Origin of the sequence: Segnochrobactrum spirostomi (assembly GCF_009600605.1) — a bacterium.
GTDB lineage: Bacteria > Pseudomonadota > Alphaproteobacteria > Rhizobiales > Segnochrobactraceae > Segnochrobactrum > Segnochrobactrum spirostomi.
In genome coordinates this window covers 3,681,177-3,705,127 of the sequence record NZ_VWNA01000001.1, presented here as the reverse complement: position 1 = coordinate 3,705,127, position 23,951 = coordinate 3,681,177, and the positions used below count along the sequence as shown (strand labels likewise).

The window sequence follows — 23,951 nt, the reverse complement described above, 5'->3', positions numbered from 1 at the left end:
GCTGCGGTCTGTCCCCTCGTCCGGATCATGCCGAATGGCCCGTTTCCGCCGGCGCCCCGGCGGATTGCCCATCGAAGCGGCACGCCCGTCTTTTGACCATCCGATCAAAAGACGGCGGCGCTGTCAACGGCAGCTTGGATCAATTCCAGGAGGAGCGCACAATCCCGAGGTTGAAAGGCCGAGTTCGCCTTTCCGTGAAGGCGAGTGCGAGGACAGCCTCGGATCAGCCGCCTCTGGCATGATGCCGGATTGGGACGCCGAGAGACCCGCTGACGCCGACCGGTTGGCGATCGGGGAGACCGCGCCGGCAGCACCATCGGCGCGCATGACAAGAAAAGACAGCGACGGGGAAACGCCATGTCCGCATTCACCAATGGCCACGCGCCGGAGCCGGCGGGTGATCTCGCCCAAGGCCATTCGACCGCATATGTTGATCGAGCGGAGCCAAACACCGCCGAACGGCTCCGCCCGGCGATCGAATCCGGCCGCATTCTCGGCGATCTCGCCTGCCTGATGGCCTGGAACGGCGGCAACCTGAGCCGCCTCTCCGGCGAGACCATCTCGATCTCCGGCGCGGTCGAAGAGATGGCCCGCACTATTGAGAACATCGCCAAGGCCTCCGACGAAACGCGGGCCAACGCGGCGGATGCCTCCCGACTCGTCAACGAGACGTCGGGCAGTGCCGGAGAAGCCGGTCAGGCGATGGAAGCCATCACGGCGTCGTTCGACGACATCAAGGCGCGCACGGATCAGGTGACGACGGCCATCCGGCGAATCGCCGACATGGCCCACGAGATCGATACGATCTCCCGCCAGACCAAGCTGCTCGCGCTCAACGCGACCATCGAGGCCGCACGGGCCGGCGAGGCCGGCCGCGGCTTCGCCGTCGTCGCCTCGGAGGTGAAGGCGCTATCGGAGCAGACCGCGAAGACGACCGAGCACATCGGCGCCCAGCTCGCCGAGCTCAACGCCGTGATCGCCGGCATGTCGCTCGCGGTCGACAGCGGCGGCGAGCGTGTCGCGGTGGGCGCACAGGTCTTCACCTTCGTCTCCCACAACATGACACAAGTCGCTGATCGCGTTGCCGTATCTGGCGCAAGCATCGACAACATCAGCACCATGCTGAACGAGCAGAAGGTCGCCACCAACTCGATCGCCCAGTCGCTGACCGAGGTCGCCCGGCTCGCCGCCCAGAACGAGACCGACGGGCGCTCGGCGACGGCCCTCGTCCACGAGGCCGAGACGAACGCGATCGCGATGCTCGCGGGCCTCGACGCGGCGACGGAGCGCGCCTGGATGCGTCTGCCGGCCGACCTCGCGATCTGGCGCGGACGGATGGCCGAGTGTCTCGTCGGCGCCCGCAAGGACCGGCCGGCGCTCGGCGCCGGCGTCATCGCCCTGGGGCGCGACGTGCCCTCGCCCGCGGGAGACGCCGTCCGCACCGCGATGGGCTCGCTCGGCGCATTGGCCGACGAGATGTTCCGCCACGTCGGCGGCGACATGGGCAAGGCGATCGACGCCTATGTCCGTCTCGACCAGGAGGTCACGGCCATCGTCGAGGCCGTGCGGGGCCATCACCCCGCGAGCTGACGCCGCGCGGCGGCGTCCGGCGCGGTGGGCACACCGCGCCGCGGGGACCCGCCATTCAGCCCCTCATGCCGTGGAAACGAACGGGCGCGCCGGTTGACGGCGCGACGAGCTTCGCCTCCCACATCACGCGGGTTCCGCGCACGATCGTGCCGACCGGCCACCCGGTCACGGCGCGCCCGTCATAGGGCGTCCATTGCGCCCGGGAGGTGATCCAGTCGTTGCGAATCGTCTCGGTGCGCTTCAGATCGACGATCGTGAAATCGGCGTCGTAGCCCACCGCGATCCGCCCCTTCCCCGCCATGCCGAACAGCCGCGCGGGGCCCGCGCTCGTCAGATCGACGAACCGCGCGAGGCTGAGGCGCCCCGCCGCCACGTGATCGAGCATGATCGGCACCAACGTCTGCACGCCGGTCATGCCGGAGGGCGAATCGGGATAGGCCTTCGCCTTCTCCTCCAGCGTATGCGGCGCGTGGTCGGAGCCGAGCACATCGACGACGCCGTTGCCGATCGCCCGCCACAACGCCGCACGGTGGGACGAATCGCGCACCGGCGGGTTCATCTGCATGCGGGAGCCGAGGCGCTCGCCGTCTTCGTCGAGCGCCAGGGTCAGATGGTGCGGCGTCGCCTCGCAGGAGGCGATATCCTTGTGGCCCGCCAGGAAATCGAGCTCCTGCATCGTCGAGATGTGCAGTACGTGGACGAGTGCCGAGACCTCGCGGGCGATCGTGACGAGACGGGTCGTCGCCTTCAGCGCCGCCTCCTCGTCGCGCCACACCGGATGGGAGCGCGGATCGCCCGGAATACGCAGGCTCTTGCGGGATTCGAGGCGCGGCTCGTCTTCGGCGTGGACGGCGACGCGGCGGCGGGTGGCGGCGAGCACGCGGGCGAGCGTCGGATCATCGGCGACCAGAAGATCGCCAGTGGACGAGCCCATGAAGATCTTGATGCCCGCGGCACCCGGCAGACGCTCCAGCGCCGGCAGATCGTCGATGTTGCCCGCGGTGGCGCCGACCCAGAAGGCGAAGTCGCAATGCATGCGGCCCGTGCCGCGGCGGATTTTGTCGTGGAAGGTCTCGGCGCTCGTCGTCAGCGGCTTGGTGTTCGGCATTTCGAACACGGCGGTGACGCCGCCCATGACCGCGGCGCGGGAGCCGGTTTCGAGGTCTTCCTTGTGCTCGAGCCCGGGCTCGCGGAAATGAACCTGGCTGTCGACGACGCCGGGCAAAACATGGAGGCCGGCGCAGTCGATCACCTCGCCGCCGGAGGCGGTCGCGAGATCGCCGATCGCGGCGACGCGCCCCCCCCTGACACCGATGTCCGCCGGCGCGATGCCGTTCGGGGTCGCGGCGACGCCGCCCTTCAGGATCAGATCGAACGTCTCGGCCATGTCCACGCTCCGCCTCTCGGGTCGCGCGCTATATAGCACCGCGCGCAACGGAGGCGAGACGGAAGCTCAGGCCGAGCGCCGCGTCTCCGGGCTGAAGGAGGCGAGGATTTCCTCCTCCCCGCAGATGCCGACCACCCTGCCCTCGTCGACGAGGACCACCGGGCGGCGGGTGTGACGGCGGAGCGCGATGACGTCGCGGAGCAGTTGATCGGCCGAGGCGATTGCGACGTCGCCGAGCGCGAGATCCGCCGCCGCCGTGCCGAGCGGCGCGATCCGGCAGGGATCGCCCTTGGCATGGAAGCCGGAGATACCCCCCGCAGCGTCGAGCGAGAGGCGCAACGCGCCCTCGTCGTCGAGCAGGATCGTCGCGCCGTCGCGGCGCAATTGCGCCGCGGGCACCATCACCGAGCGGCCGCGCAGCACGTTGAGCGGGTTCATGTGCTGGACGAACTCGGCGACATAATCGTTCGCCGGGTTGAGCACGATGTCCTCCGGCGTACCCCATTGCACGACCCGGCCGCTCTCCATGATGGCGATGCGGTTGCCGATCTTGAGCGCCTCGTCGAGATCGTGGCTGACGAAGATGATCGTCTTGTGGACCTGGCGCTGGAGCGCCAGCAACTCGTCCTGGAGCTTGGTGCGGATCAGCGGATCGAGCGCCGAGAACGGCTCGTCCATGAGCAGGATGTCGGCGTCCGTCGCAAACGCCCGGGCGAGGCCGACGCGCTGCTGCATGCCGCCGGAGAGCTGGTTGGCGTAGCGGTCGGCCCATTGATCGAGGGCGACGAGCTTCAGCTTCTCGTCGACGACCCGCCGCCGCTCGGCTGCCGAAACGCCGCGCAGCTCGAGGCCGAAGCCGACATTCTCGCGCACGGTGCGCCAGGGCAGAAGGGCGAATTGCTGGAACACCATGGCGATGCGGCGGGTGCGCATGGTGCGCAGCATCGTCGGCGAGCACGAGCCGATATCGACCGCCGCGCCGTCGTTCTCGACCAGGACCTTGCCGCGGGCGACCTTGTTGAGGCCGTTCACGGCACGCAGCAGTGTCGATTTGCCGGACCCCGAGAGGCCCATCAGCACGCAGATTTCGCCGCGTTCCACCGAGAGCGTCGCGTCGGCGACGCCGACGACGACGCCGAGCTTGTCGAGAATCTCGGTGCGGGTGCGGCCCTGATCGAGCATCGCCGCCGCGGTCGCAAGGCTCGCCTTGTCGCGCTTGCCGTCGCGCCCGAACAGGATGTCGACGTGGGAAAATTCGACCGCCGGCATCGTCAGCGTCCTTTCGCGGCGGGTTCGGCCGTGCGGCACACCCGGTCGAGGATGATGGCGAGGAGCACGATGGCGAGCCCCGCTTCGAAGCCCATCGAGACGCGCACCGTGTTGAGCGCGCGCACCACCGGGACGCCGAGCCCGCCGGCGCCGACGAGCGCGGCGATGACGACCATCGAGAGGCTCAGCATGATGCACTGAGTGAGACCGGCCATGATGGTGGGCATCGCGTGGGGCAACTCGATCTTCCAGAGGATCTGGCGCGGCGTGCCGCCGAAGGCCTCACCCGCCTCCTTGAGGCTGTCGGGCACCGACGAGACGCCGAGATAGGTGAGCCGGATCGGTGCCGGCAGCGCGAAGATCACCGTCGAGATGATGCCGGGCACGACGCCGAGGCCGAACAGGACGAGCGTCGGGATCAGGTAGACGAAGGTCGGCAGGGTCTGCATCAGGTCGAGCACCGGACGCAGACCGGCATAGAACCAGGGCCTGTGCGCCGCGGCGATGCCGATGGGCACGCCGATCACCATCGAGACGATGGTGGCGAAGAGGACCAAGGAAAGCGTTTCGAGCGTCGCCTCCCAATAGCCCTGGTTGAGGATGAACAGGAGCGCCAACGCCACGAACAGGCAGATCTTCCAAGACCGCTGCAGACCGTAGGCGATCGCCGTCACGATGAGGATCAGCACGATCGGCGGAACCGACTCGAGAAGCCCGGTGAAGGCATCGATGAGCCCGCCGAATCCGGCCGAGAAGCTGTCGAAGAAATTCATCGAATTGTCTTTGATCAGCTCGATCAGGTCGGCGATCCAATTGCCGACGGGGATCTTGTGATCGGTGATCCAGTCTTCGAGTGCGCTCATCGCGAAGCCTTGTTGCGGGCGATGGGAAGGCGGTGCACGGGCGGCTGCGGGGCCGTGAGAGCCCGCGTGCGCTCGGTTTACGCCGCGACGCCGTTGCGGCGGATCGGCCGGCGTGCCGGTCACGCCCTGCGGGGCGGCCCCGTCGCGGATCGTCGGAGCTATCGAGAAGAATGTCGAGAGGGCCGGTTCGGCCGGGACGTCGGTGCGCTCGGTCACGCCGCCAGACGGCTGCACACAAGGCCCGTCCCGAGGCATTCGTGTTTCCGGTGGACCGTTGGAGCGGCGAACGCCGCGTCCGATCCGTCGTCTTCCTCGTTGGATGCCGGCCGGGCCCGAAGGCGCCGGCCGGGAACCGTCTCGCAGCGCGGACCGGCGAGAGGCCCCGCCGAGGGCGGCAGGGCTCCGGTCGTGCCGTTTCGGGGTCAGCCCGAGATGCCGAACGCCGCCTTCACCGCCGGCAGACCCGGCTGGCCGTCGAGGGTCGTCACGCCGGCGAGCCAGGCGTCGAGCACTTCGGGGTGCTTCTTGAGCCAGTCCTTGCCGGCCTTGTCCGGCGAGGCGCCGTCGTCGAGCACCGCGCCCATGATCTCGTTCTCCATCCCGATCTCGAACTTGAGGTTCTTCAGGAAGGTGCCGAGGTTCGGGCACTCGGTGAGAAGACCGGCGCGCACCACCGTGTCGACGCGGGCGCCGCCGAAATCGGGGCCGAACACGTCGTCGCCGCCCGACAGATACTTCATGTCGAACTTGGCGTTCATCGGATGCGGCGCCCAGCCGAGGAAGACGATCGGCTGCTTGTTGCGGACCGACTTTTCGACCTGGGCCAGCATGCCCTGCTCGCTCGATTCGACGAGCTGGAAGCCCTTCAGGCCGAACTGATCCTTGTCGATCATGCCGAGCACGAGGCGGTTGCCGTCGTTGCCGGGCTCGATGCCGTAGATCTTGCCGCCGAGCTGATCCTTGAACTTCGCGATGTCCTGGAAGGACTTGAGGCCCTGGTCGTAGAGGTAGGACGGCACCGCGAGGGTGTACTTGGCGCCAACCAAGTTGGTGCCGACGACATCGACGCTCTTGTCGGCCAGATAAGGCTTAATGTCGGCTTCCATCGAGGGCATCCAGTTGCCCAGGAACACGTCGATGTCCTTCGACTTCAGCGACGTGAAGGTGACCGGCACCGAGAGCAGGTCGATCTTCGGCGAATAGCCGAGCGCCTTGAGAATCGAGCCGGTGGTCGCCGTCATCGCGGTGACATCGGTCCAGCCGATGTCCGACATCTTGACGCTCTTGCAGGAGGCCGGATCGGCCGCCTGTGCCGCGCCACCGAGCATGACGGCGAAAACGGCCGCCAAAGCGAACTTGAAACGCATAATCTTCTCCCTCTGTGACCTCGGCCGCCGGCCGGCGATCTGAAGCGCCGTTCCGCCTGCCCGCTCCGCATCTTGCCGGCGCGGTTTCGCGCGCCGAAGCCTGCCGCCGGCGCCCGATGGCCGCCGGTCATCGCGTCGAAGTCTTGCCGACGTGCCGAAGCCTTTGCTCGGCCCGCCCCAGCGGATCGTATCCGCCGGAACGCGACCGCCTCGCGACGATCGCTCCGGGGCGTGTCGAGTGTTCTCGTCGCGCCCGCGTTCCCCTGTTGAATGAGCATTCAAAAGCAAGTGCGAAAACTTGTCACGCAAAATCTTTGAACGCTTCTGATTGCAAATGAGGCACGCTTGCGCGCACGGCATCTGACACAGTGCACCAAACAGGCGGCCTGAGCTCGGTGGGGCGGAGGCGGCGGATTTCTGCGACTTTTCTGTTTCCGACACGACATCCAGGGACGCCGAATTTGCGAGACGACGCTTGTCGGCGGGCTCGACCTATGCTGTTGTTTGAGCGTTCAAGGAATTCCGGGATGGCGATGCAGACAGCACGCGGCGAACGCGCCGCCGATCGGAAGGCTTCCGCCCGTAGCGACCAGGAAGACTTCCGCCGCCGGCAGCTCATCGAAGCGACCATCGACGCGATGGCCGAGCTCGGCTACGTCGCCACGACGCTCAGCGAGATCGGGCGCCGCGCCAAGGTTTCGCCCGGTCTCGTCGCCCATTATTTCGGCGACAAGGATGGGCTCCTCGAGGCGACCCTGCGTCATCTCGCGGCCCGTCTCGGCCGCAGCGTGATCGAACGCCTCTCGCAGGCGCGCACGCCGCGCGAGCGCATTGCCGCCATCATCGAGGCGAACCTCGCCCCCGAGGAGTTCGACCACCGCACCGGCACCGTGTGGCTCGCCTTCTGGGGTCAGGTCATTCATTCCGCGCGTCTGAAGCGCGTCCAGACCGTCTACCAGCAGCGCATGCTGTCGAACCTGCGCCACGCCCTGAAGCAGATCGTGGGGCCCCGCGACGCGCCGCAACTCGCCGTGGCGATCGCCGCCGCGATCGACGGGCTGTGGCTGCGCGCCACCCTCTCCGCCTCCACCGAGACCGATTCCGAGAGCGCCCGCGCCATCGTCGCGGCGTTCGTCGACAGCCAGATCGCACGGGCGGAGCCGCCGCCCGCCCCCTCGCATTCGGACCCGACCACGATGACCAAGACGCCGCGCGAACGCTCCCACATCGGCGGGAGTTATGTCTCCTCCGCCACCGGCGAGACCTTCGAGACGATCAACCCGGCGACCGCAGAGGTGCTCGCCGAAATCGAGATCGCCGGCGAGGCCGAAGTCGAGCGGGCCGTCGAGGCCGCGCGCCGCGGCCAGGCGGTGTGGGGCCGGATGACCGGCACCGAGCGCGGCCGTATTCTCAAGCGGGTCGCCGATCTCCTGCGCGCCCGCAACGACGAACTGGCGCTGCTCGAAACCCTCGACACCGGCAAGCCGATCCAGGAGACCTCCGTCGTCGACGTGATCTCGGGCGCGGATTGCCTCGAATATTTCGCCGGCCTCGCTCCGACCATCGCGGGCGAACACGTCGATCTCGGGCCGAGCGCGTTCGGCTACACCCGCCGCGAGCCGCTCGGCATCGTCGCGGGCATCGGCGCCTGGAATTATCCGCTCCAGATCGCCTGTTGGAAGTCGGCCCCAGCGCTCGCCGCCGGCAACGCCATGATCTTCAAGCCGGCCGAACTGACGCCGCTCACCGCGCTCAAACTCGCCGAGATCATGAAGGAAGCCGGCGTGCCCGACGGCGTCTTCAACGTCGTGCAGGGCTTCGCCGATACCGGCCGCCTCCTCACCCGCCACCCCGCCATCCGCAAGGTCTCGCTCACCGGCGAGGTCGGCACCGGCAAGAAGGTGATGGCGGATGCCGCCACGACGCTGAAATATGTCACCTTGGAACTCGGCGGAAAGTCGCCGATCCTCGTCTTCGAGGACGCCAATCTCGACAACGCCGTCTCGGGCGCCCTCCTCGGTAATTTCTATTCGGCCGGTGAAGTCTGCTCGAACGGCACGCGCGTCTTCGTCCACCGCTCGGTCAAGGACGCCTTCCTCGCCAAGCTCGCGGCCCGCGTCGCGAAGATGAAGGTCGGCGATCCGCGTGATCCCGCGACCCAGGTTGGGGCGTTGATCTCGGCCGGTCACCTCGAGAAGGTCGTCGGCTACATCGAGAAGGGCAAGGCGGAGGGCGCGAAGGTGCTGTCCGGCGGCCACCGCGTCACCGAGGGCGGCCTCGGACGCGGCTTCTTCGTCGCCCCGACGGTGTTCGACGGCTGCGACGACACCATGAGCATCGTGCGCGAGGAGATCTTCGGGCCGGTGATGACGGTGCTTGCGTTCGACGACGAGGACGAGGTCGTGGCCCGCGCCAACGCCACCGAGTTCGGCCTCGCGGCCGGCGTCTTCACCCGCGATCTCGCCCGCGGCCACCGGGTCGTCGCTCGGCTCGAGGCCGGCACCACCTGGATCAACCACTACAACGTGACGCCGATCGAACTTCCCTTCGGCGGCTACAAGCTCTCCGGCCTCGGCCGCGAGAACGGCCGCACGGCGCTCGACCACTACACCCAGTTGAAGAGCGTCTACGTCGCGATGGCGGATATCGATTCGCCGTACTGAGCGGCGTTCCGCCCCGCGCCGCCCGGACTCTCGGGCGGTGCCCGACGATTGCCCTCGACGTTCCGCCGAGCCTCTCCGCGCCCCGAACCCATCGACCGGAATCACCATGTCCGCGACCTCTTCCCCCGCCGCCGAGGCGTTCGATTATGTGATCGTGGGCTCTGGCTCGGCCGGCTCGGTGCTCGCGAGCCGGCTCACGGAAGACGGCAAGAACAGCGTCCTCGTCATCGAGTTCGGCGGCGGCGACGGCTCGATCTTCATCCAGATGCCGAGTGCCCTGTCGATCCCGATGAACATGGATCGCTACAACTGGCACTATGAGACCGAGCCGGAGCCGGGCCTCGGCGGCCGGCGCATGCATTGCCCCCGCGGCAAGGTGCTTGGCGGCTCGTCCTCGATCAACGGCATGGTCTATATCCGCGGCAACCCGCTCGATTTCGACGGGTGGGAGGAGAAAGGCGCGCGCGGCTGGGCCTATCGCGACGTGCTCCCCTATTTCCGCCGCGCCGAGAGCCGCGCGGAGGGCGGCAACGCATATCGCGGCGGCGACGGGCCGCTGCACACCAGCTATGGCCCGATGAAGAACCCGCTCTACAGCGTGTTCGTCGAAGCGGCGCGGCAGGCCGGCTATCCCGTCACCGAGGACGTCAACGGCTACCAGCAGGAAGGCTTCGGCCGGATGGACATGACGGTCCATCAGGGCCGCCGCTGGAGCGCCGCCAACGCCTATCTGAAACCCGCCATGGAGCGGCCGAACCTCAAGGTCGTGACCCATGCGCTGGCGACGAAGATCGCCTTCGAGGGCAAGCGCGCGACCGGCATCCATTATCGCCGCGGCGGCGTCGATCACCTCGCCACCGCCCGGCGCGCGGTGATCCTCTCCGGCGGGCCGATCAACTCGCCGCAGCTTCTGAAGCTCTCGGGCGTCGGTCCGGCCGAGGAGATCAAGGCGTTCGGCCTCGACGTGGTGCATCATCTGCCCGGCGTCGGCGAGAATCTCCAGGATCACCTGGAATTCTATTTCCAGGTCGCCTGTACCCAGCCGATCACGCTCTATTCCTCGCTCAATCCGCTGGCGAAGGCGTTGATCGGCGCACGCTGGATGCTGTTCAAGGACGGGCTCGGCGCCACCAACCATTTCGAGAGCTGCGGCTTCATCCGCTCCCGCGCCGGGGTGCGCTATCCAGACATCCAATATCATTTCCTGCCCGTCGCCGTGACCTATGACGGCCAGGGCATGGCGAGCGAGCACGGCTTCCAGGCCCATGTCGGCCCGATGCGGACCAAGAGCCGCGGCTGGGTCCGCCTCGCCTCGACCGATCCGACCGTGAAGCCGAAGGTGTTCTTCAATTATCTCGACCACCCGGACGACCTGGTCGAGATGCGCGCCTGCGTGCGCCTCACCCGCGAGATCTTCGCCCAGCAGGCCTTCGATCCCTATCGCGGCCGCGAGATCCAGCCCGGTGCCGACGTGACGAGCGACGAGGCGATCGACGCCTTCGCGCGCGCCAAGGTGGAGAGCGCCTATCACCCCTCCTGTTCGTGCAAGATGGGCAGCCCGAGCGATCCGATGGCGGTGGTCGATCCGACGACCAAGGTGATCGGCCTCGAGGGCCTCCACGTGGTCGATTCCTCGATCATGCCGGCGATCACGACGGGCAACCTCAACGCCCCGACGATCATGATCGGCGAGAAGGCGTCGGACCTGATCCTCGGCCGCAGCCCCCTCCCCGCCTCCAACGCCCCCTATTACGACGCGCCGAACTGGCAGACCGCGCAGCGATAAGAGCGCGGCGGAGGCGCCCGCCGAACCTTTGAGCGAACGCCCCGTTCGACTATATTCTCGGGAGAACCGGACGCAGCGGGGGAGACCATGTCTCACACGACAACGATGACGGTCCGCTTGAGCGGTGTTCTTGCCGATTTCGTCGAAGCCAATGTCGGCGAAGATGGATCTTATGCGGACGCCAACGAATATATTCGCGACCTGATCCGCCGCGACAAAGAGCGTGCCGAGAATGACGCTTTCGAGCGCTTGAAGGCGGAGCTACAGCACGCTTTCGCCGCGCCTGATTCTTCCTTCATCCCATTGACGGCAGACGACATCATCGCGCGCAATCGCCGATAAGGGAGGCGTTGTGGTCCGCGTTCTGGCTGCGGCAGCCTATCGGATCGACGAACTCTATCGCTACAGCCTCAACAGATGGGGCCATGAGCAAGCCGAGCGCTATCTGCGCGGGCTCTTTGCAACAGCCGCAAAAATCGAAACGAACCGCATTGCATCAAGGCCGATCCCGGCAGCCTTCGGTGTCGACGGTTATGTGTGTCGTTATGAGCGGCACTACATCTATTGGCGTAAACTGGAAAACGGCGACATCGGTATCGTGACCGTGCTTCACGAGCGAATGCATCAGTTCGCGCGGTTCCAAGACGATATCAAGCTATAGCGTAGCTGACGCCCCTCACCGCGCCTTCAGAACGCCGAGCGACTTCAGATAGGCGACGATCTCGCGGGCGGCCTCTTCGGGGGGCGGGTTCTTGAGCACGCGGCCGGCGCCGGACGCGGCTTCGGTCGCGGCCTTGAGGCGATCGGCAGCGGAGCCGGCGGTGGCGGCACCCGCCATCAGCTTCGGGCGCTTGCGATAGGGGCGCTCCTCGATCGTCCGGTCGGCGAGCGGCGACGTGGCGCCGCGCACCACGTCGAGATGGCCACGGCGGGCCGCGCCGAACGCGAACGGCAAGGGCGGCGGCGCCGACGGATGGATCGTCACCACGACTGGCAACCGCACCGTCACGCGGCGGCGCTCGCCCCGCGGCAGCGCCTGTTCGACGACGAGAACGTCCGGGCGCGCGGGGTCTCGGGCGAGTGCCACGGCATCCGCGACGATCTCTACCCCGAGACGATGGGCGATCGCGTAGGGCAACAGCCCGCTGTCCTCCCCGCCCTGCCCCTGGCGGCCGGCGAGGATCAGATCCGGCGGCGCCGAACCGAGCCGGGCCCCGAGCGCGGCGACGGGATCGGCCTCGGCCGGGATCTCCAACAGCTCGATGCGCGACAGCCCCTGGCCGAGCAGGTCGCCCACGGCCGCGTCGGCTGCGCCGGCGTGGAGACCTTCGACGGCCGCGCCGATCTCCGTCGCGAGCCGCACCGCCTGGGCCTCGCCGCGCACCGGCGCAGGGCGGCCCGAGACCGGATGGCGCCCGGCCGAGACGAGCACGATGGCCCGCAAGCTCTTGTCCGCCCCGCGCGTCATGGTGCTTCCTCCGCGGACATCTCGCCTCTCAAGGCCGCAAGCAGCGCCGGCATCACGGCCTGCGCGTCGGCGACGACGGAGAGATCAGCCCGTTCGATCATCGCGGCATGGATATCGGTGTTGACGGCGACGACGTGCTCGACCTTGGCGATGCCCTGGAGATGCTGCGGCGCGCCGGCGATGCCCATGGCGATGTAGCAGGTCGCCTCCAGCACCGTGCCCGAGGCGCCGACCTGACGGTCGCGCGGCATCAGCCCGGCATCGCAGACGACGCGGCTCGCGCCGGGTGTCGCGCCGAGCGCCTGGGCGAGGTCGGCAAACACGGTGAAATCCGTGACGCCGTTGCCCGCGGAGAGCACGAAATCGGCCTCCGACAGCGGCACCCGCGCCGGGTCGGCCGGAATACGCTCCGCAGCGAGGATGGCGCCGCGTCGGGGCGCCGCGAGGTCGACCTCGATCAGCCGCGCTTCGTGGGGCGCGCCGAAATGGGGCGCAACGGCATCCGCCGTGATCGAGACGAGGCGGCCGGGCGCAGCACGCTGCTCGACCCGACCGCCGCCGGCCCGGCGCGTCAGGGCGCGGGCGCTGACGGTCTCGGCGGCGGCGAACAGCGGCTCGCCGAGGGCGGCGGCGACACGACGGGCGAGATCGCCGCCGTCCGCCGTTTCCGGAAACAGCACGTGACGGGGGGCGAGCGCCGCGACGAGCGCGACGACGGCCTCGGCGCGTCCCCGCGGGTCGTAGCCTTCGACGGCCGGAAGGGACACGCGGCGATCCGCGCCCGCCCCTCCGGCCTCCTCGGTCACCGACGCATCTGCGAGCACCACCGCCCCACCCGCGGCATCGGCTATCAGGCGCGCGGCGCCGAGGAGTTGGCGATCGTGCGGCGCGAGACGCCCACCGGGTGCGTCGGGCAGCACGAGAACGAGGAAGGCCGGATCGGCCACGATGCGGATCGCCGGCGCGGCCGGCGCCGCGCTCGGTGTCGCTGGGGCCTGAAGGGAGCTGGCCGGCGCGCCAGCGCGGGACCGGTCGAGGCGCGGACGGGGATCGAGGCGGACCAAAGCGGCGGCGCGCTCGGCCCGCGGGTCGCGGCGCGGCCTGCCACCCGCCTCGGTCGTGGCTGCGGCCTCGAGGACGAAGCGGCGGCGGCTTCCGCCCGCCACCTCGCGGCTCAGGCGCTCGGTGCGGGGATCGCGGCGGGACCGGGTCATCGTGCCGCCTCCACCGCCTCGAGCAGGAGCTCGGCCACGTCCTTCACCTCCGGCCGCGGGCCGGTGACGCCTTCCAGCATCGCAGTGCATTGCGGACAGGCGACGGCGACGACCGTGGCGCCGGTCGCCCGCACCTGATCCATGCGGATGTCGGCGATGCGCTTCTCGCCGGGAATGTCGGTGATCGGCGCGCCACCACCGCCGCCGCAGCACATCGATTTGAGGCGCGAGCGCTCCATCTCGACGCGGTCCAGGCCGAGCGCGTCGAGGAGCCGGCGCGGGGCCTCCACCTCGCCGTTGTAGCGGCCGAGATAGCAAGGATCGTGATAGGCGATCTTGTCCCCGCCGCCGCGCGCCGCCGGCGACAACCGCCCCTCCGACACCAGCGCGTCGAGGAAGGCGGTGTGGTGGATGACGTCGTAACGGCCGCCGAACGCGGGATATTCGTTCTTCAGCACATGGAAGGCATGCGGGTCGGCGGTGACGATGCGGGCGAAGCGGCGGCTGGCGAGGGTCGCGATATTGTCGCGGGCGAGCCGCTGGAAGGTCGCCTCGTCGCCGAGCCGGCGGGCGAGATCGCCGCAATCACGTTCGTCCGCCCCGAGCACGGCGAAGCGGATGCCGGCCTTGGTCATCAGCCGCACGAGGGCGCGCAAGGTGCGGCCATAGCGCAGTTCGTAGGCGCCCTCGCCGAGCCAGACGAGCACGTCGGTCTCTTCGCCCGGCCCGAGCACGGGGAGCGTGAGGCCTGCGGCGAAGTCGGTGCGCGCGGCGAGCGGGCGGCCGCTCGCCTCGTCGGCGGCGCGGAGCTCCGAGAGCACGTCCGCGCCCTTGCCCGGCACGGCGCCGCGCTCCAGCGTCTCGAAGCGGCGCAGCGAAACGATCGCGTCGACATGCTCGATCATCATCGGGCATTCCTCGACGCAGGCCCGACAGGTGGTGCACGACCACAGGGTCTCGGGGCGGATCATCGCGTCCGACCCGATCAGCGGCAGATCGGGGCCGCCATGGCCGCGGCCGAGCGGAACGCCAGGATAGGGGCTGCCCGCATAGAAGGCATCGGTGCCCGGCTCCAGCGCCGTCGCGAGATCCTGGATCAGTTTCTTCGGGTTGAGCGGCTGACCGGCGGCGAAGGCCGGACACGCCGCCTCGCAGCGCCCGCACTGGATGCAGGCATCGTAGCTCGCGAGCCGGTTCCAGGAGAGGTCGCCGAGTTGCTCCGTGCCGAGCTTCGGCGCGTCGAGATCGAGGGGAATAAGCGCGGTGTCGCGCTTGCCGGCAAAGCGCGCCTGGCGGGGATGCATGACGAGATGGACCGCGCCGGCGAAGGCGTGCCGCAGCGGGCCGCGGCGGACCTGAAAGGCGAGGCCGAGCCCACCCGCCGCCGCGACCAAGGCGGCGAGCCACGCGACCGGTGCAGGGAGCGGCCGTCCCGCCGCCGCATCGAGCGCAACGATCAGGCTCCCGACCGCAAAGGCCGCGAGCATCCACGGCAGCGTCTGGAAGCGTCCGCCGGAGAGCCGCTGCGGCTTCACCGGGATGCGGCGGCGCGCGACAAGGGTGCTGCCGACCACCATGACGAGGAAGAGGAGCGCGACCAAAGCCCAATAGAGCCGCGCCTCCCGCAACGGCGGCAGCACGCCGAGCACGAGCAGAACGGCCCCCCCGAGCAAGCCGCCGGCGACGAGCGCATGCATCCGCGCCGCATAAGGGTCGCGGGCGACGATGTGGTGGACGTCGACGAGATAGCGCTTCGGCAGCGCGAGGAGGCCCGGCAGCACCGCGACCCCGGCCGGCCGCCCGATCCGCCAGAGCGAGGCCCGGCGCACCGCCTCGACCACGACGATCAAAGCGACGAGCACCGTGACGGCGATCAGAAGGCTCGACGCGGTCATGACGTCAGGCTCCGCGGCGATGCGTTGTCACGCGCCGTCATCACAGGTCCTTGCACAGGCGCAGGGCGTCGTAGATCGCGGCGTGGATGTTGCGGCCGGCGACCGCGTCGCCGAGCCGGTAGAGCTTGAGCCCGGCCTCGCCGTCGTGCGGCTGCGGACGCCCCTCGATGAGCGCGCGGGCGTCGAGTTCGCCGTGGTTCGCCGCCTTGTCCTTGAGATCGAAATAGAGCCCGTCGACCGGCAGGGTGCCGTATTCGACCACCACGTGATCGACGAGGCGCTCCTCCTCCTCGTTGGTCATGGTGTTGCGCAGCACCGCGACGAGCCGGTTGCCTTCGGGATAGACCTCGGTCAGTTCGTGGTTCGCCGTCATGACGACGCCGAGCTTGTAGAATTCGCGCAGATGGATCGGCAGGTTGGTCGTGCCGATCTCCTCGCCGACCATACGGTCGTGGGAGACGAATTCGACGAGGCAGCCCTTCTTCGCGAGCACTTCGCCGACCGACAGCGCATTGTGCTGGCCGAGCTCGTCATAGAGGAGCACCGAGCCCGACAGATCGGCCCCGGAGAGCACGTCCCAGGTGGTCAGCGCCTTCTCGTGGCCGGCGAAGTGGCCCGGATTGGGACGGCCACCGGTCGCCATGATGACGACATCTGGCGCCTCGGCCAGGATCGCCTCGGCGTTCGCCTCCGTGTTGAGACGGATATCGACGCCGAGTTTCGTCACCTGCCCCACGAGCCAGCGCGGAATGCCCGACAAGGCCTCGCGCCACGTCGCTTTCGAGGCCAGGTTGATCTGGCCGCCGAGCGCCGGCCCCTTCTCGAACAGCACGACCTGATGGCCGCGCTCGGCCGAGACGCGCGCCGCCTCGAGCCCCGCCGGGCCGCCGCCGACGACGACGATCTTGCGCTGCGCCGCCGCCTTCGGGATGACGTGCGGCATGGTCGCCTCGCGTCCCGTCGCAGCGTTCTGGATGCACAGCGCGTCCTTGCCGACATAAATCCTATCAATACAATAGCCGTAGCCGATGCACTGGCGGATGTCGTCGGCGCGGCCCTCGATCAGCTTCTTGACGAGATGGGGATCGGCGATGTGGGCGCGGGTCATCGCCACCATGTCGACATGGCCCTCGGCGACGGCGCGCGCTGCCGTCGCGAGGTCGGTGACGCGCTGGGCGTGGAACACCGGCACCTCGACCTCGCGCTTGATCGAGCTCGCGAGATAGAGGAACGGCGCCACAGGGAACGACATATTCGGCAGCGAGATGGCGTGGGAGATCTCGTCGCGGGCCTGGCCGCCGACGATGTTCACGAAGTCGACGAGGCCGCGCTTCGAATATTCGACCGCGATCGCGGTGCAGTCCTCGTGGGTGAGCCCGTTCTTCAGAAGCTCGTCGCCAGACATGCGGATGCCGACGACATAATCGTCGCCGACCGCGGCGCGGATCGCCTCATAGACCTCGATGCCGAAGCGCATCCGGTTTTCGAGGCTGCCGCCGTACTTGTCGGTGCGGGTGTTGGCCGAAGGCGACCAGAACTGGTCGATCAGATGGCCGTGGGCGGCCGAGAGCTCGAGGCCGTCGAGCCCGCCTTCCTTGCAGCGCCGCGCGGCTTCGGCGAACGAGCGCACGATGCGGGCGATGTCGAAGTCCTCGATCTCCTTGGCGATCGAGCGGCTCGCCGGCTCGCGGGTCGGCGACGGCGAGACGACGGGCAGCCAGTTGTCGGTGTCCCACTTGGTCCGGCGACCCATGTGGGTGAGCTGGATCATCAGCTTGGCGCCGTGGCGATGCACGCGGTCGGAGAACTCCCGGAAGAACGGGATCACGGAGTCGTCGGCGACCGAGATCTGGTTCCAGGGCGTCGCCGGGCTGTCGAGATCGACGGAGGACGAGCCGCCGAACATGGTGAGCCCGATGCCGCCCTTGGCCTTTTCCTCGTGATAGAGCTGGTAGCGCTCCTGCGGCTTGCCGTCCTTGCCGTAGGAGGGCGCATGGCTGGTGCCCATGATCCGGTTGCGGATGACGAGCCCCTTGATGGTGAGCGGCTTCAGGAGCGCATCGGCATTGGCGATCATGACGGGGAGCCTGATTGGGGACGCGGGATCTTAAGGGGGGCGACGAGACGCGGCCGAAGCCCCTCCCCTGCCAGGGGGAGGGGTGGCACGCCGAAGGCGTGACGGGGTGGGGCCATCACGACGACGGACGCGGGGACGGCGGCGCCGTGTTCGCGGCGGACACCCCACCCCGGCGCTGCGCGCCGACCCTCCCCCTGACAGGGGAGGGTGAACGGCGCGCGCTGTGAAGCAGGCCCGGAAGGCAAGCGCCGTGCGGGGTGTTGGCGACGCGCCACCATCATGCGAGCGCCCGTTCGGTGCGCGGCGCGTGGCCGAATTGGCGGCGGTAGGCGACGCTGAAATGGGAGGCGGATTGGAAGCCGCAGGCGATGCCGATGTCGGTGACGCTGAGCGGCGACTGGGTCAGCAATTCGCGGGCGCGGTCGAGCCGCAGCGACAGATAATGATCCGCCGGCGAGGTGCCGAGATGCTGGCGGAACAGCCGTTCGAGCTGGCGGGCAGACACGCCCACGGAACGCGCCAGGGCTTCGACGGTGAGCGGCCGCTCGATCGTCGTCGCCATCAGGGCCGCCGCCTTGGTCAGCGCCGGATGGCGCGCCCCTGCCCGCACCGCCGCCGGCACGCGCTGCCGCTCCCCGGCTTCCCGCGGTCGCTCGACCACGAACTGCTCCGAGACGCGGGCGGCGAGCGCGCGACCGAGCCGTGCCGCGACGAATTTCAGCATCATGTCGAGCGGCGCGACGCCGCCGGTGCAGGTGACGCGGTCGCGGTCGAACACGAAGAGGTCGTCGGTGAAGATCACGTCGCCGAACTCCTCGCGGATCGACGACAGGTTCTCCCAATGGATCGCGGCACTGTAGCCGTCGAGGAGCCCCGCCTCGGCGAGAGCGAAGGTGCCGGTGCACAGCCCGCCCATCACCGCGCCGCGGCGGGCATGGCGGCGCAGCGCATCGGCAAGCCGGCGGTCGACGGAATGGCGCACGTTGACGCCGCCGCACACGAACAGCACGTCGAACGGATCGGCCTCGCCGAGGGCCCGGGTCGGCGTCACGCCGAGGCCGTTCGATGCGACGGCCGGGGCGCCGTCGAGGGAGACCACGGACCAATGATAGGCGTCGCGGCCGCTGACATAATTCGCCATGCGGCACACCTCGATGGCGTTCGAGAACGCGATCATCGAGAAGTTCGGCAGCGTCAGGAATGCGAACCGGCCGAGCTGTCCCAGATCGACCCGCATGGCGCCCACCCCCGACGCCTCAGCGGTCGACGACGAGATCGGTGAGCGGCTTGGCGCAGCACAGCAGCGCCATCCCGGCATCGATCTCACGCTGGCGAATGCCGCCCTGGTGCTGCATGTCGACCTTGCCCTCGAGGAGCTTCGACTTGCAGGTGCCGCACAGGCCCTTGGTGCACGACGACGGCAGCCGCATACCGGCGAGCCGCGCCGCATCGAGGACGAAGCGATCCGCGGCACACTCGATCACCTTGCCGCTCTTGCGGAATTCGACGCGGAAGGTCGGCACCGCCGGGGCAGCGTCGGCTGCCGGCGTTTCGCCCGCCGCGACCTGCGCCTCGGCGATGTCGGCGACATCGGCGGGCGACAACTCCTCGAAATTGAAGCTCTCCTCGTGATAGCGCGCCATCTCGTAGCCCGAGGCGCCGAGGATGGCACGCACCGCCGCCATGAACGGCGACGGACCGCAGGTGAACACCGTGCGCTCCGCGAAATCGGGGGCGACGACGGCGAGCATCTCCTTGGAGAGCCGCCCGCGCAGGCCCGCCCAGCCCGGCTCACCGCCCTCGCCTTCCACGACATGGACGACCTTGAAGCCCGGCATGTTGCGGGCCATCAGGTCGAGTTCGGTGCGGAAGATGATGTCGGCGGGGGTGCGTGCGGCGTGGACGAAGACGATGTCCCGCGGCTCGGAGAGATCGTGGAAGGCACGCGCCATCGACATCAGAGGCGTGATGCCGCTGCCGCCGGAGAGGAATAGATATTTCGGCGCCGGATGGTCGAAGGCGGTGAACTCGCCGAGGGGGCCGACCGCGCGGATCTCCTTGCCCGGCGCCATCGTGTCGTGCAGCCAGTTCGAGACCGGACCGCCAGGCACCCGCTTCACCGTGATGGAGACGAGGTGCGGCCGCGCCGGCGACGACGAGATCGTGTAGCAGCGCTGGATGGTGGCGCCGTTGATCTCGAGATCGAGGGTGAGGAACTGGCCGGGCTTGAAGCGAAACAGCCGCGGCTCGCGGGCCGAGAACAGGAACGTCTTGACGTCGTGGGTTTCGACCCTGACCTGACGGCAGACGAGGACGTCGTCCTCCTCTGGGTCCCACACCTTGGGAACCGAGGTGACGAGGGAAATGAGCGGGTCGCCGCCGACGCGGCCGTTCAACTCAGACATGCGAACGCGGCCCTCTGGAGCTCCGGCTGATCCGGATCTTTGATTGTCTGCAAGGCTTGCGCCGTTCGCGGCTCTCGTCCGAGCGCAAAAGGCGCGACGCCGGCCGGCCCTCTCCCGCCTTCGGGGAGAAGAGCCGTCCGACGCTTCAGGGAATAGTCACCGCGGATGGCCCGCGGCGGCAGTCGTCACCCGTCGATCTGCGCCGCGAGGCGCGAGACGTACCAATTGGCGAAGGCATCGACGAGGCCTTCGGTGTAGGGCGAATAGGGGCCGGGTTCGTAGGCCGGGCTCTTCACCCCGCTCTGCTGGAAGCCGACGAGTTCGCCGTCCTGCCGATTGGTCGCCGACCACACCGCCTTGAGGTTCTCGACGTCGTAATCGACGCCTTCCACCGCATCCTTGTGGACCAGCCACTTGGTGCGCAGCAGCGTGCGGTCGGGGGTCAGCGGCAGCACCGAGAACGTCACGGCGTGGTCCGCCATGAAATGGTGCCAGGAGTTCGGCTGGGTCCAGAAGTGGAGCGCACCGAGCTTAGGGTTGGTGATGTTGCCGAGGAGCTTCTTGCAGGCGCGCTTGGTGTCGAGGGTGTGGGCCTCGCCGTCGCCGTCGAGCGGCAGGCGCTGGGTGCGATAGCCCGTATCCATGTCGTCGAGGTGCTCGAGGGTGCGCGACGGGAAGCCCTCCGCCTCCCAGGCGGTGTGGCTGTCGTCGAGCAGGCATTCGTAGCGGTGGGCCTGCTCGCGCCCGGCCTCGTCGAGCTTCTCCGGCGAAAAGCCGAAGCCGTAGGCGAACAAGGGCACGGTGAGCTCAGGATGGTTGACCGAGCAGTGATAGCACTCCCGGTTGTTCTCCATCGTGATCTTCCAGTTGCCCTCCTCGATCAGGTCTTCCTCATAGGCGACCTTCGTGTTGCGCAGATCGTGCGGCACGAGATAGGGCAGCATGGCGGCGGCCATGACGTCGAAATCGCCGGGCGGGTTCTCCGACAGGCAGATGAAGAGCAGGCCTTCGAGGCTCTTCAGGTGCACCCGCTTGAGGCCGTGGCAGGTGGTGTCGAAATCGGGCGCCATGTGCTCGGCGAACAAGAGCTTGCCGTCGAGGCCGTAGGTCCACTGGTGATAGCGGCAGACCAGATTGCCGACGGTGCCTTTGTATTCGTGGACGATGCGCGCGCCGCGGTGGCGGCAGACATTGTGCAGGGCGCCGACATTGCCGTCGTCGTCGCGCACGATCAGGACGGAGGTCGTGCCGACATCGACGACCATGCAATCGCCGGGCTCCGGCACGTCGGCTTCGACGCCAACGAAGATCCAGTAGCGGCCGAAGATCGCCTCGACGTCGAGATCGAAGATCTCCTGGCTCGTATAGAAGGGCTGCTCCAGGCCGTAGCCCGGACGGCGGCGCGCCAGCAGGGCGCCGATCGGGGTGTGCGGAACGTGCAGCATCCGAAAACCTCCCAAGAGCCCGGGGGAACGGCGGGAAGGGTCCGCCAGCCGGTCGCGGGCTTCGTGGCGGCGCGCGGACCGGGCGGCGGGGCCTCCGGGGCGCCTCGCCGACCCGTCTAGAATTGTTCCGCTTCTATGTTGGCACTTTCCGATAACCGACGGAAGATTTCATTCTTCCGACAGAATGTGCGGACGGGGCGGGCCTGCCTCTTTATGGGGCGGCGCTGATCGAGCGAACCGCATCGACGGTTCGGCACGATGGCGAGCGTTCCTTTTTTGTTCGCATATACTAATATGGGTCGTTCAAGCGCGGGAGGGCCTTTTGAGCGAGCAAAACGCCAAATACGAACGGTTCAAGGCCTTACACGAAGCAGGGCCTCCCTTTGTCATGCCGAACCCCTGGGACGCCGGCTCCGCGCGGCTCTTGGCGAGCCTCGGATTCGAGGCGTTGGCGACGACGAGCGCAGGCTACGCCTTCTCGAAGGGCAAACTCGATTCAGCCGCCTCGCTCGGTCGCGACGAGATCCTGGTCAACGCGACCGAGATCGTGTCGGCGGTCGACCTGCCGGTGTCCGCCGACCTCGAGAACGGCTTCGGTGCCAGCCCACAAACCTGCGCCAAGACCATCCGTCGCGCCTGCGAGATCGGTTTGGTTGGCGGATCGATCGAGGACGCCACGGGCGATCCGCGCCATCCGATCTATGACTTCGATCATGCCGTGGACCGTGTTCGGGCGGCAGCCGATGCGGCCCGCAATCTGCCCTTCCTCTTGACGGCAAGGGCCGAGAATTTCCTCTGCGACAAGCCGGACATCGACGACACGATCGCCCGGCTGCAGGCATTCTCCGCCGCAGGGGCGGACGTGCTCTACGCCCCGGGGCTGCCGTCCCTGGAGGCGATCCGCAGCGTCTGCCGCGCCGTCGACAAGCCGGTCAACGTGGTGATGGGACTGAGAGGGCCGCAGATCAGCGTGGCCGATCTCGCGGAGGCCGGCGTGCGCCGCGTCAGTGTCGGCGGGTCATTTGCTCGGGCCGCGCTCGGCGCCCTGATGCGGGCGGCCGAAGAGGTCAAAGCGACCGGCACATTCTCGTATGCCGCCGAGGCCCTTCCGACGAGCCTCATCACGCGCCTGATGACGGAGCGACCGCCATCTGCGTGAGCGCCGAATCGACCCGCATACGTTCAACTGCGCTGCGGACGCGCGGGCCTTCTGCACCGCGCCGGCCGCCCCCGCGAAGTCCCACTTCGAGCGAATATCGCTACTCGAACAGCCGGCCCCCGGTGCGGTTCGCGGCGAACGCTCGGGCTGCCGCAGCCGGCACCGGGAAGGCCTCGCGCGCGGCCTCCTCGGCGCTCGCCTCGCCCTTGCGCCGCTCGGCATAGAAGGCCCGCGAGTTCGACGGCGTGAAGCCGTGGATCGCCTTGAATTGCCGGGAGAAGTGGGCGCAGTCCGAGAATCCCGCCTCGAGCGCGATGTCGGTCACCGAGCGGTCGGTGTTGTCGAGCAGCCAGCGGGCATAGCGCAGCCGGAGCGTCCGGTAGAAGGCGGCCGGGCGCAGGCCCATCACCGCCTGGAACAGCCGCTCGAGCTGCCGCGTCGAGACCTTGAGCCGCGCCGCGATGTCGGAGATGGGCAAGGGATCGGTGAGGTGCTGCTCCATCAGGAGCAGCGCACGGCGGACGCGCTCGTCGGCGATCGCACCTTCGACCGGCGGATGCGGCTGCGCCTCGCTGCCCGGGCGGGCGCGATCGAGCAGCAGCACGTGGCGGCTCTTCTGGGCGACGGCGCGGCCGATGTGCCGCTCGATCAGGTGCGCGGCGAGATCGGCCGCCCCGCCCCCGAGCAGGTGATGCGGTCGCGATCCTCGACGAACAGCCGGTCGGCGACCGGATGATGATGGGGGAACTCGGTCAGGAAGTCCTGATAATGGTACCAGCTCACGCAACAGCGCCGGCCGGTCATCAGCCCCGCACGGGCGAGCACGAACGAGCCGGTGCAGACGCCGACGAGGGTGACGCCCGCATTCGCCGCCCGGCGCAGATAGGTGACGGTGGCTTCGTCGACCTGCGGGCCGGCATGCAGAAGGCCGCCCACCACGACGATGTAGTCGAAGCCGCGGGGATCGGTGAAGGTCGCGGTCGGGCTGACGGTGACGCCACAGCTCGCCCGGATCGGATCGCGCCGGTTCGCCATGATCGACCAGCGGCAATGGATCGGGCGACTCAGGTCGCCGTCGTCGGCGGCGAGCCGAAGCTGATCGACGAACAGGGAAAAGGCGGACAGCGTGAAATTGTCCGCCAGCACGAACCCGACATTGAGCCGGGCCGGACTGGCGCCGTCGGCCTCGGACGTGAACGAGCGAGATAGAAATTGCGTCGAGCGAAGCTCGCCCATGTGGCACCTCCCGAGACGGGTGTCCCCCACTGGACCCGATCTTGGAGAGGGTGGGCGGGCGTCGCGATGCCATGCCGGCCGGCTGGTGCGCGCGCCGAAGCGCTGCGCGGCCGGACCTTCGAGCCAA

General features: G+C 68.6%; 19 protein-coding genes. 6 read left to right on the top strand and 13 right to left on the bottom strand.

Annotated features, from left to right (window positions below; genetic code table 11):
• Positions 1 to 357 precede the first annotated feature (357 nt).
• A complete protein-coding gene (locus F0357_RS16650) occupies positions 358 to 1,590 on the top strand; it encodes a methyl-accepting chemotaxis protein (protein ID WP_153484599.1) in 1,233 nt (410 codons plus the stop codon).
• Between the two features lie 55 nt (positions 1,591 to 1,645).
• On the opposite strand, the gene F0357_RS16645 is transcribed toward F0357_RS16650, so the two are convergent.
• The 4 genes from F0357_RS16645 to F0357_RS16630 all read right to left on the bottom strand — a co-directional run bounded on the left by F0357_RS16645 (position 1,646) and on the right by F0357_RS16630 (position 6,476).
• A complete protein-coding gene (locus F0357_RS16645) occupies positions 1,646 to 2,977 on the bottom strand; it encodes a dihydroorotase (RefSeq protein WP_153484596.1) in 1,332 nt (443 codons plus the stop codon).
• Between the two features lie 66 nt (positions 2,978 to 3,043).
• Positions 3,044 to 4,246: a choline ABC transporter ATP-binding protein gene (gene choV, locus F0357_RS16640; protein ID WP_153484594.1), complete on the bottom strand. Its 1,203-nt coding sequence runs from the start codon at positions 4,244 to 4,246 to the stop codon at positions 3,044 to 3,046.
• A 2-nt stretch (positions 4,247 to 4,248) separates the two neighbouring features.
• Positions 4,249 to 5,109 carry a choline ABC transporter permease subunit gene (choW, locus tag F0357_RS16635; protein ID WP_153484591.1) on the bottom strand — a complete coding sequence of 287 codons (861 nt, stop codon included), beginning with the start codon at positions 5,107 to 5,109 and terminating at the stop codon, positions 4,249 to 4,251.
• A gap of 422 nt (positions 5,110 to 5,531) precedes the next feature.
• Positions 5,532 to 6,476 (bottom strand): choline ABC transporter substrate-binding protein, encoded by a 945-nt coding sequence (locus F0357_RS16630; RefSeq protein WP_153484588.1) that lies wholly within the window; start codon positions 6,474 to 6,476, stop codon positions 5,532 to 5,534.
• A gap of 527 nt (positions 6,477 to 7,003) precedes the next feature.
• On the opposite strand from F0357_RS16630, the gene betB reads away from it, so the two are divergent.
• The 4 genes from betB to F0357_RS16610 all read left to right on the top strand — a co-directional run bounded on the left by betB (position 7,004) and on the right by F0357_RS16610 (position 11,586).
• Complete coding sequence (gene betB / locus F0357_RS16625) at positions 7,004 to 9,139, top strand: betaine-aldehyde dehydrogenase (RefSeq protein ID WP_312861634.1); 2,136 nt, start codon at positions 7,004 to 7,006, stop codon at positions 9,137 to 9,139.
• A gap of 106 nt (positions 9,140 to 9,245) precedes the next feature.
• Entirely contained in the window at positions 9,246 to 10,925 is a 1,680-nt protein-coding gene (gene betA, locus F0357_RS16620; RefSeq protein WP_153484584.1) for a choline dehydrogenase, read from the top strand.
• A gap of 87 nt (positions 10,926 to 11,012) precedes the next feature.
• A complete protein-coding gene (locus tag F0357_RS16615; RefSeq protein ID WP_153484581.1) occupies positions 11,013 to 11,267 on the top strand; it encodes a ribbon-helix-helix domain-containing protein in 255 nt (84 codons plus the stop codon).
• 10 nt (positions 11,268 to 11,277) lie between these two features.
• Positions 11,278 to 11,586, top strand: coding sequence for a type II toxin-antitoxin system RelE/ParE family toxin (locus tag F0357_RS16610; protein ID WP_208948385.1), 309 nt, complete (start codon positions 11,278 to 11,280; stop codon positions 11,584 to 11,586).
• A gap of 15 nt (positions 11,587 to 11,601) precedes the next feature.
• On the opposite strand, the gene F0357_RS16605 is transcribed toward F0357_RS16610, so the two are convergent.
• From F0357_RS16605 to F0357_RS16575, 7 genes are all read right to left on the bottom strand, one after another.
• Complete coding sequence (locus F0357_RS16605; protein ID WP_153487182.1) at positions 11,602 to 12,369, bottom strand: adenine nucleotide alpha hydrolase family protein; 768 nt, start codon at positions 12,367 to 12,369, stop codon at positions 11,602 to 11,604.
• Between the two features lie 20 nt (positions 12,370 to 12,389).
• Positions 12,390 to 13,607, bottom strand: coding sequence for an electron transfer flavoprotein subunit alpha/FixB family protein (locus F0357_RS16600; protein WP_153484579.1), 1,218 nt, complete (start codon positions 13,605 to 13,607; stop codon positions 12,390 to 12,392).
• Complete coding sequence (locus F0357_RS16595) at positions 13,604 to 15,502, bottom strand: DUF3483 domain-containing protein (RefSeq protein ID WP_153484577.1); 1,899 nt, start codon at positions 15,500 to 15,502, stop codon at positions 13,604 to 13,606. Before F0357_RS16595 ends, F0357_RS16600 begins: the two co-directional genes overlap by 4 nt.
• A 40-nt stretch (positions 15,503 to 15,542) precedes the next feature.
• Positions 15,543 to 17,579 (bottom strand): oxidoreductase, encoded by a 2,037-nt coding sequence (locus tag F0357_RS16590; RefSeq protein ID WP_153484575.1) that lies wholly within the window; start codon positions 17,577 to 17,579, stop codon positions 15,543 to 15,545.
• 277 nt (positions 17,580 to 17,856) lie between these two features.
• The gene (locus F0357_RS16585) at positions 17,857 to 18,816 is read right to left on the bottom strand and encodes a GlxA family transcriptional regulator (RefSeq protein ID WP_153484573.1); all 960 of its coding nucleotides are present in this window, start codon (positions 18,814 to 18,816) and stop codon (positions 17,857 to 17,859) included.
• A 19-nt stretch (positions 18,817 to 18,835) separates the two neighbouring features.
• Positions 18,836 to 19,984: an FAD-binding oxidoreductase gene (locus F0357_RS16580; protein WP_153484571.1), complete on the bottom strand. Its 1,149-nt coding sequence runs from the start codon at positions 19,982 to 19,984 to the stop codon at positions 18,836 to 18,838.
• A gap of 185 nt (positions 19,985 to 20,169) precedes the next feature.
• Entirely contained in the window at positions 20,170 to 21,429 is a 1,260-nt protein-coding gene (locus F0357_RS16575; RefSeq protein ID WP_153484568.1) for an aromatic ring-hydroxylating oxygenase subunit alpha, read from the bottom strand.
• Positions 21,430 to 21,751: 322 nt separating this feature from the next.
• On the opposite strand from F0357_RS16575, the gene F0357_RS16570 reads away from it, so the two are divergent.
• Positions 21,752 to 22,588: an isocitrate lyase/PEP mutase family protein gene (locus F0357_RS16570; protein ID WP_208948466.1), complete on the top strand. Its 837-nt coding sequence runs from the start codon at positions 21,752 to 21,754 to the stop codon at positions 22,586 to 22,588.
• Between the two features lie 100 nt (positions 22,589 to 22,688).
• Here the strand turns inward: F0357_RS16570 and F0357_RS25300 are convergent, their stop codons facing one another.
• Entirely contained in the window at positions 22,689 to 23,192 is a 504-nt protein-coding gene (locus F0357_RS25300; protein ID WP_312861633.1) for a helix-turn-helix domain-containing protein, read from the bottom strand.
• Between the two features lie 44 nt (positions 23,193 to 23,236).
• Positions 23,237 to 23,824, bottom strand: coding sequence for an AraC family transcriptional regulator (locus F0357_RS25295; protein ID WP_312861632.1), 588 nt, complete (start codon positions 23,822 to 23,824; stop codon positions 23,237 to 23,239).
• Positions 23,825 to 23,951 lie beyond the last annotated feature (127 nt).

Bases quoted from the DNA above. Each gene is read 5' to 3' on its own strand.
- F0357_RS16650 (WP_153484599.1), top strand. From the start codon at position 358: ATGTCCGCATTCACCAATGGCCACGCGCCGGAGCCGGCGGGTGATCTC.
- F0357_RS16645 (WP_153484596.1), bottom strand. From the start codon at position 2,977: ATGGCCGAGACGTTCGATCTGATCCTGAAGGGCGGCGTCGCCGCGACC.
- choV (WP_153484594.1), bottom strand. From the start codon at position 4,246: ATGCCGGCGGTCGAATTTTCCCACGTCGACATCCTGTTCGGGCGCGAC.
- choW (WP_153484591.1), bottom strand. From the start codon at position 5,109: ATGAGCGCACTCGAAGACTGGATCACCGATCACAAGATCCCCGTCGGC.
- F0357_RS16630 (WP_153484588.1), bottom strand. From the start codon at position 6,476: ATGCGTTTCAAGTTCGCTTTGGCGGCCGTTTTCGCCGTCATGCTCGGT.
- betB (WP_312861634.1), top strand. From the start codon at position 7,004: ATGGCGATGCAGACAGCACGCGGCGAACGCGCCGCCGATCGGAAGGCT.
- betA (WP_153484584.1), top strand. From the start codon at position 9,246: ATGTCCGCGACCTCTTCCCCCGCCGCCGAGGCGTTCGATTATGTGATC.
- F0357_RS16615 (WP_153484581.1), top strand. From the start codon at position 11,013: ATGTCTCACACGACAACGATGACGGTCCGCTTGAGCGGTGTTCTTGCC.
- F0357_RS16600 (WP_153484579.1), bottom strand. From the start codon at position 13,607: ATGACCCGGTCCCGCCGCGATCCCCGCACCGAGCGCCTGAGCCGCGAG.
- F0357_RS16595 (WP_153484577.1), bottom strand. From the start codon at position 15,502: ATGACCGCGTCGAGCCTTCTGATCGCCGTCACGGTGCTCGTCGCTTTG.
- F0357_RS16590 (WP_153484575.1), bottom strand. From the start codon at position 17,579: ATGATCGCCAATGCCGATGCGCTCCTGAAGCCGCTCACCATCAAGGGG.
- F0357_RS16585 (WP_153484573.1), bottom strand. From the start codon at position 18,816: ATGCGGGTCGATCTGGGACAGCTCGGCCGGTTCGCATTCCTGACGCTG.
- F0357_RS16580 (WP_153484571.1), bottom strand. From the start codon at position 19,984: ATGTCTGAGTTGAACGGCCGCGTCGGCGGCGACCCGCTCATTTCCCTC.
- F0357_RS16575 (WP_153484568.1), bottom strand. From the start codon at position 21,429: ATGCTGCACGTTCCGCACACCCCGATCGGCGCCCTGCTGGCGCGCCGC.
- F0357_RS25295 (WP_312861632.1), bottom strand. From the start codon at position 23,824: ATGGGCGAGCTTCGCTCGACGCAATTTCTATCTCGCTCGTTCACGTCC.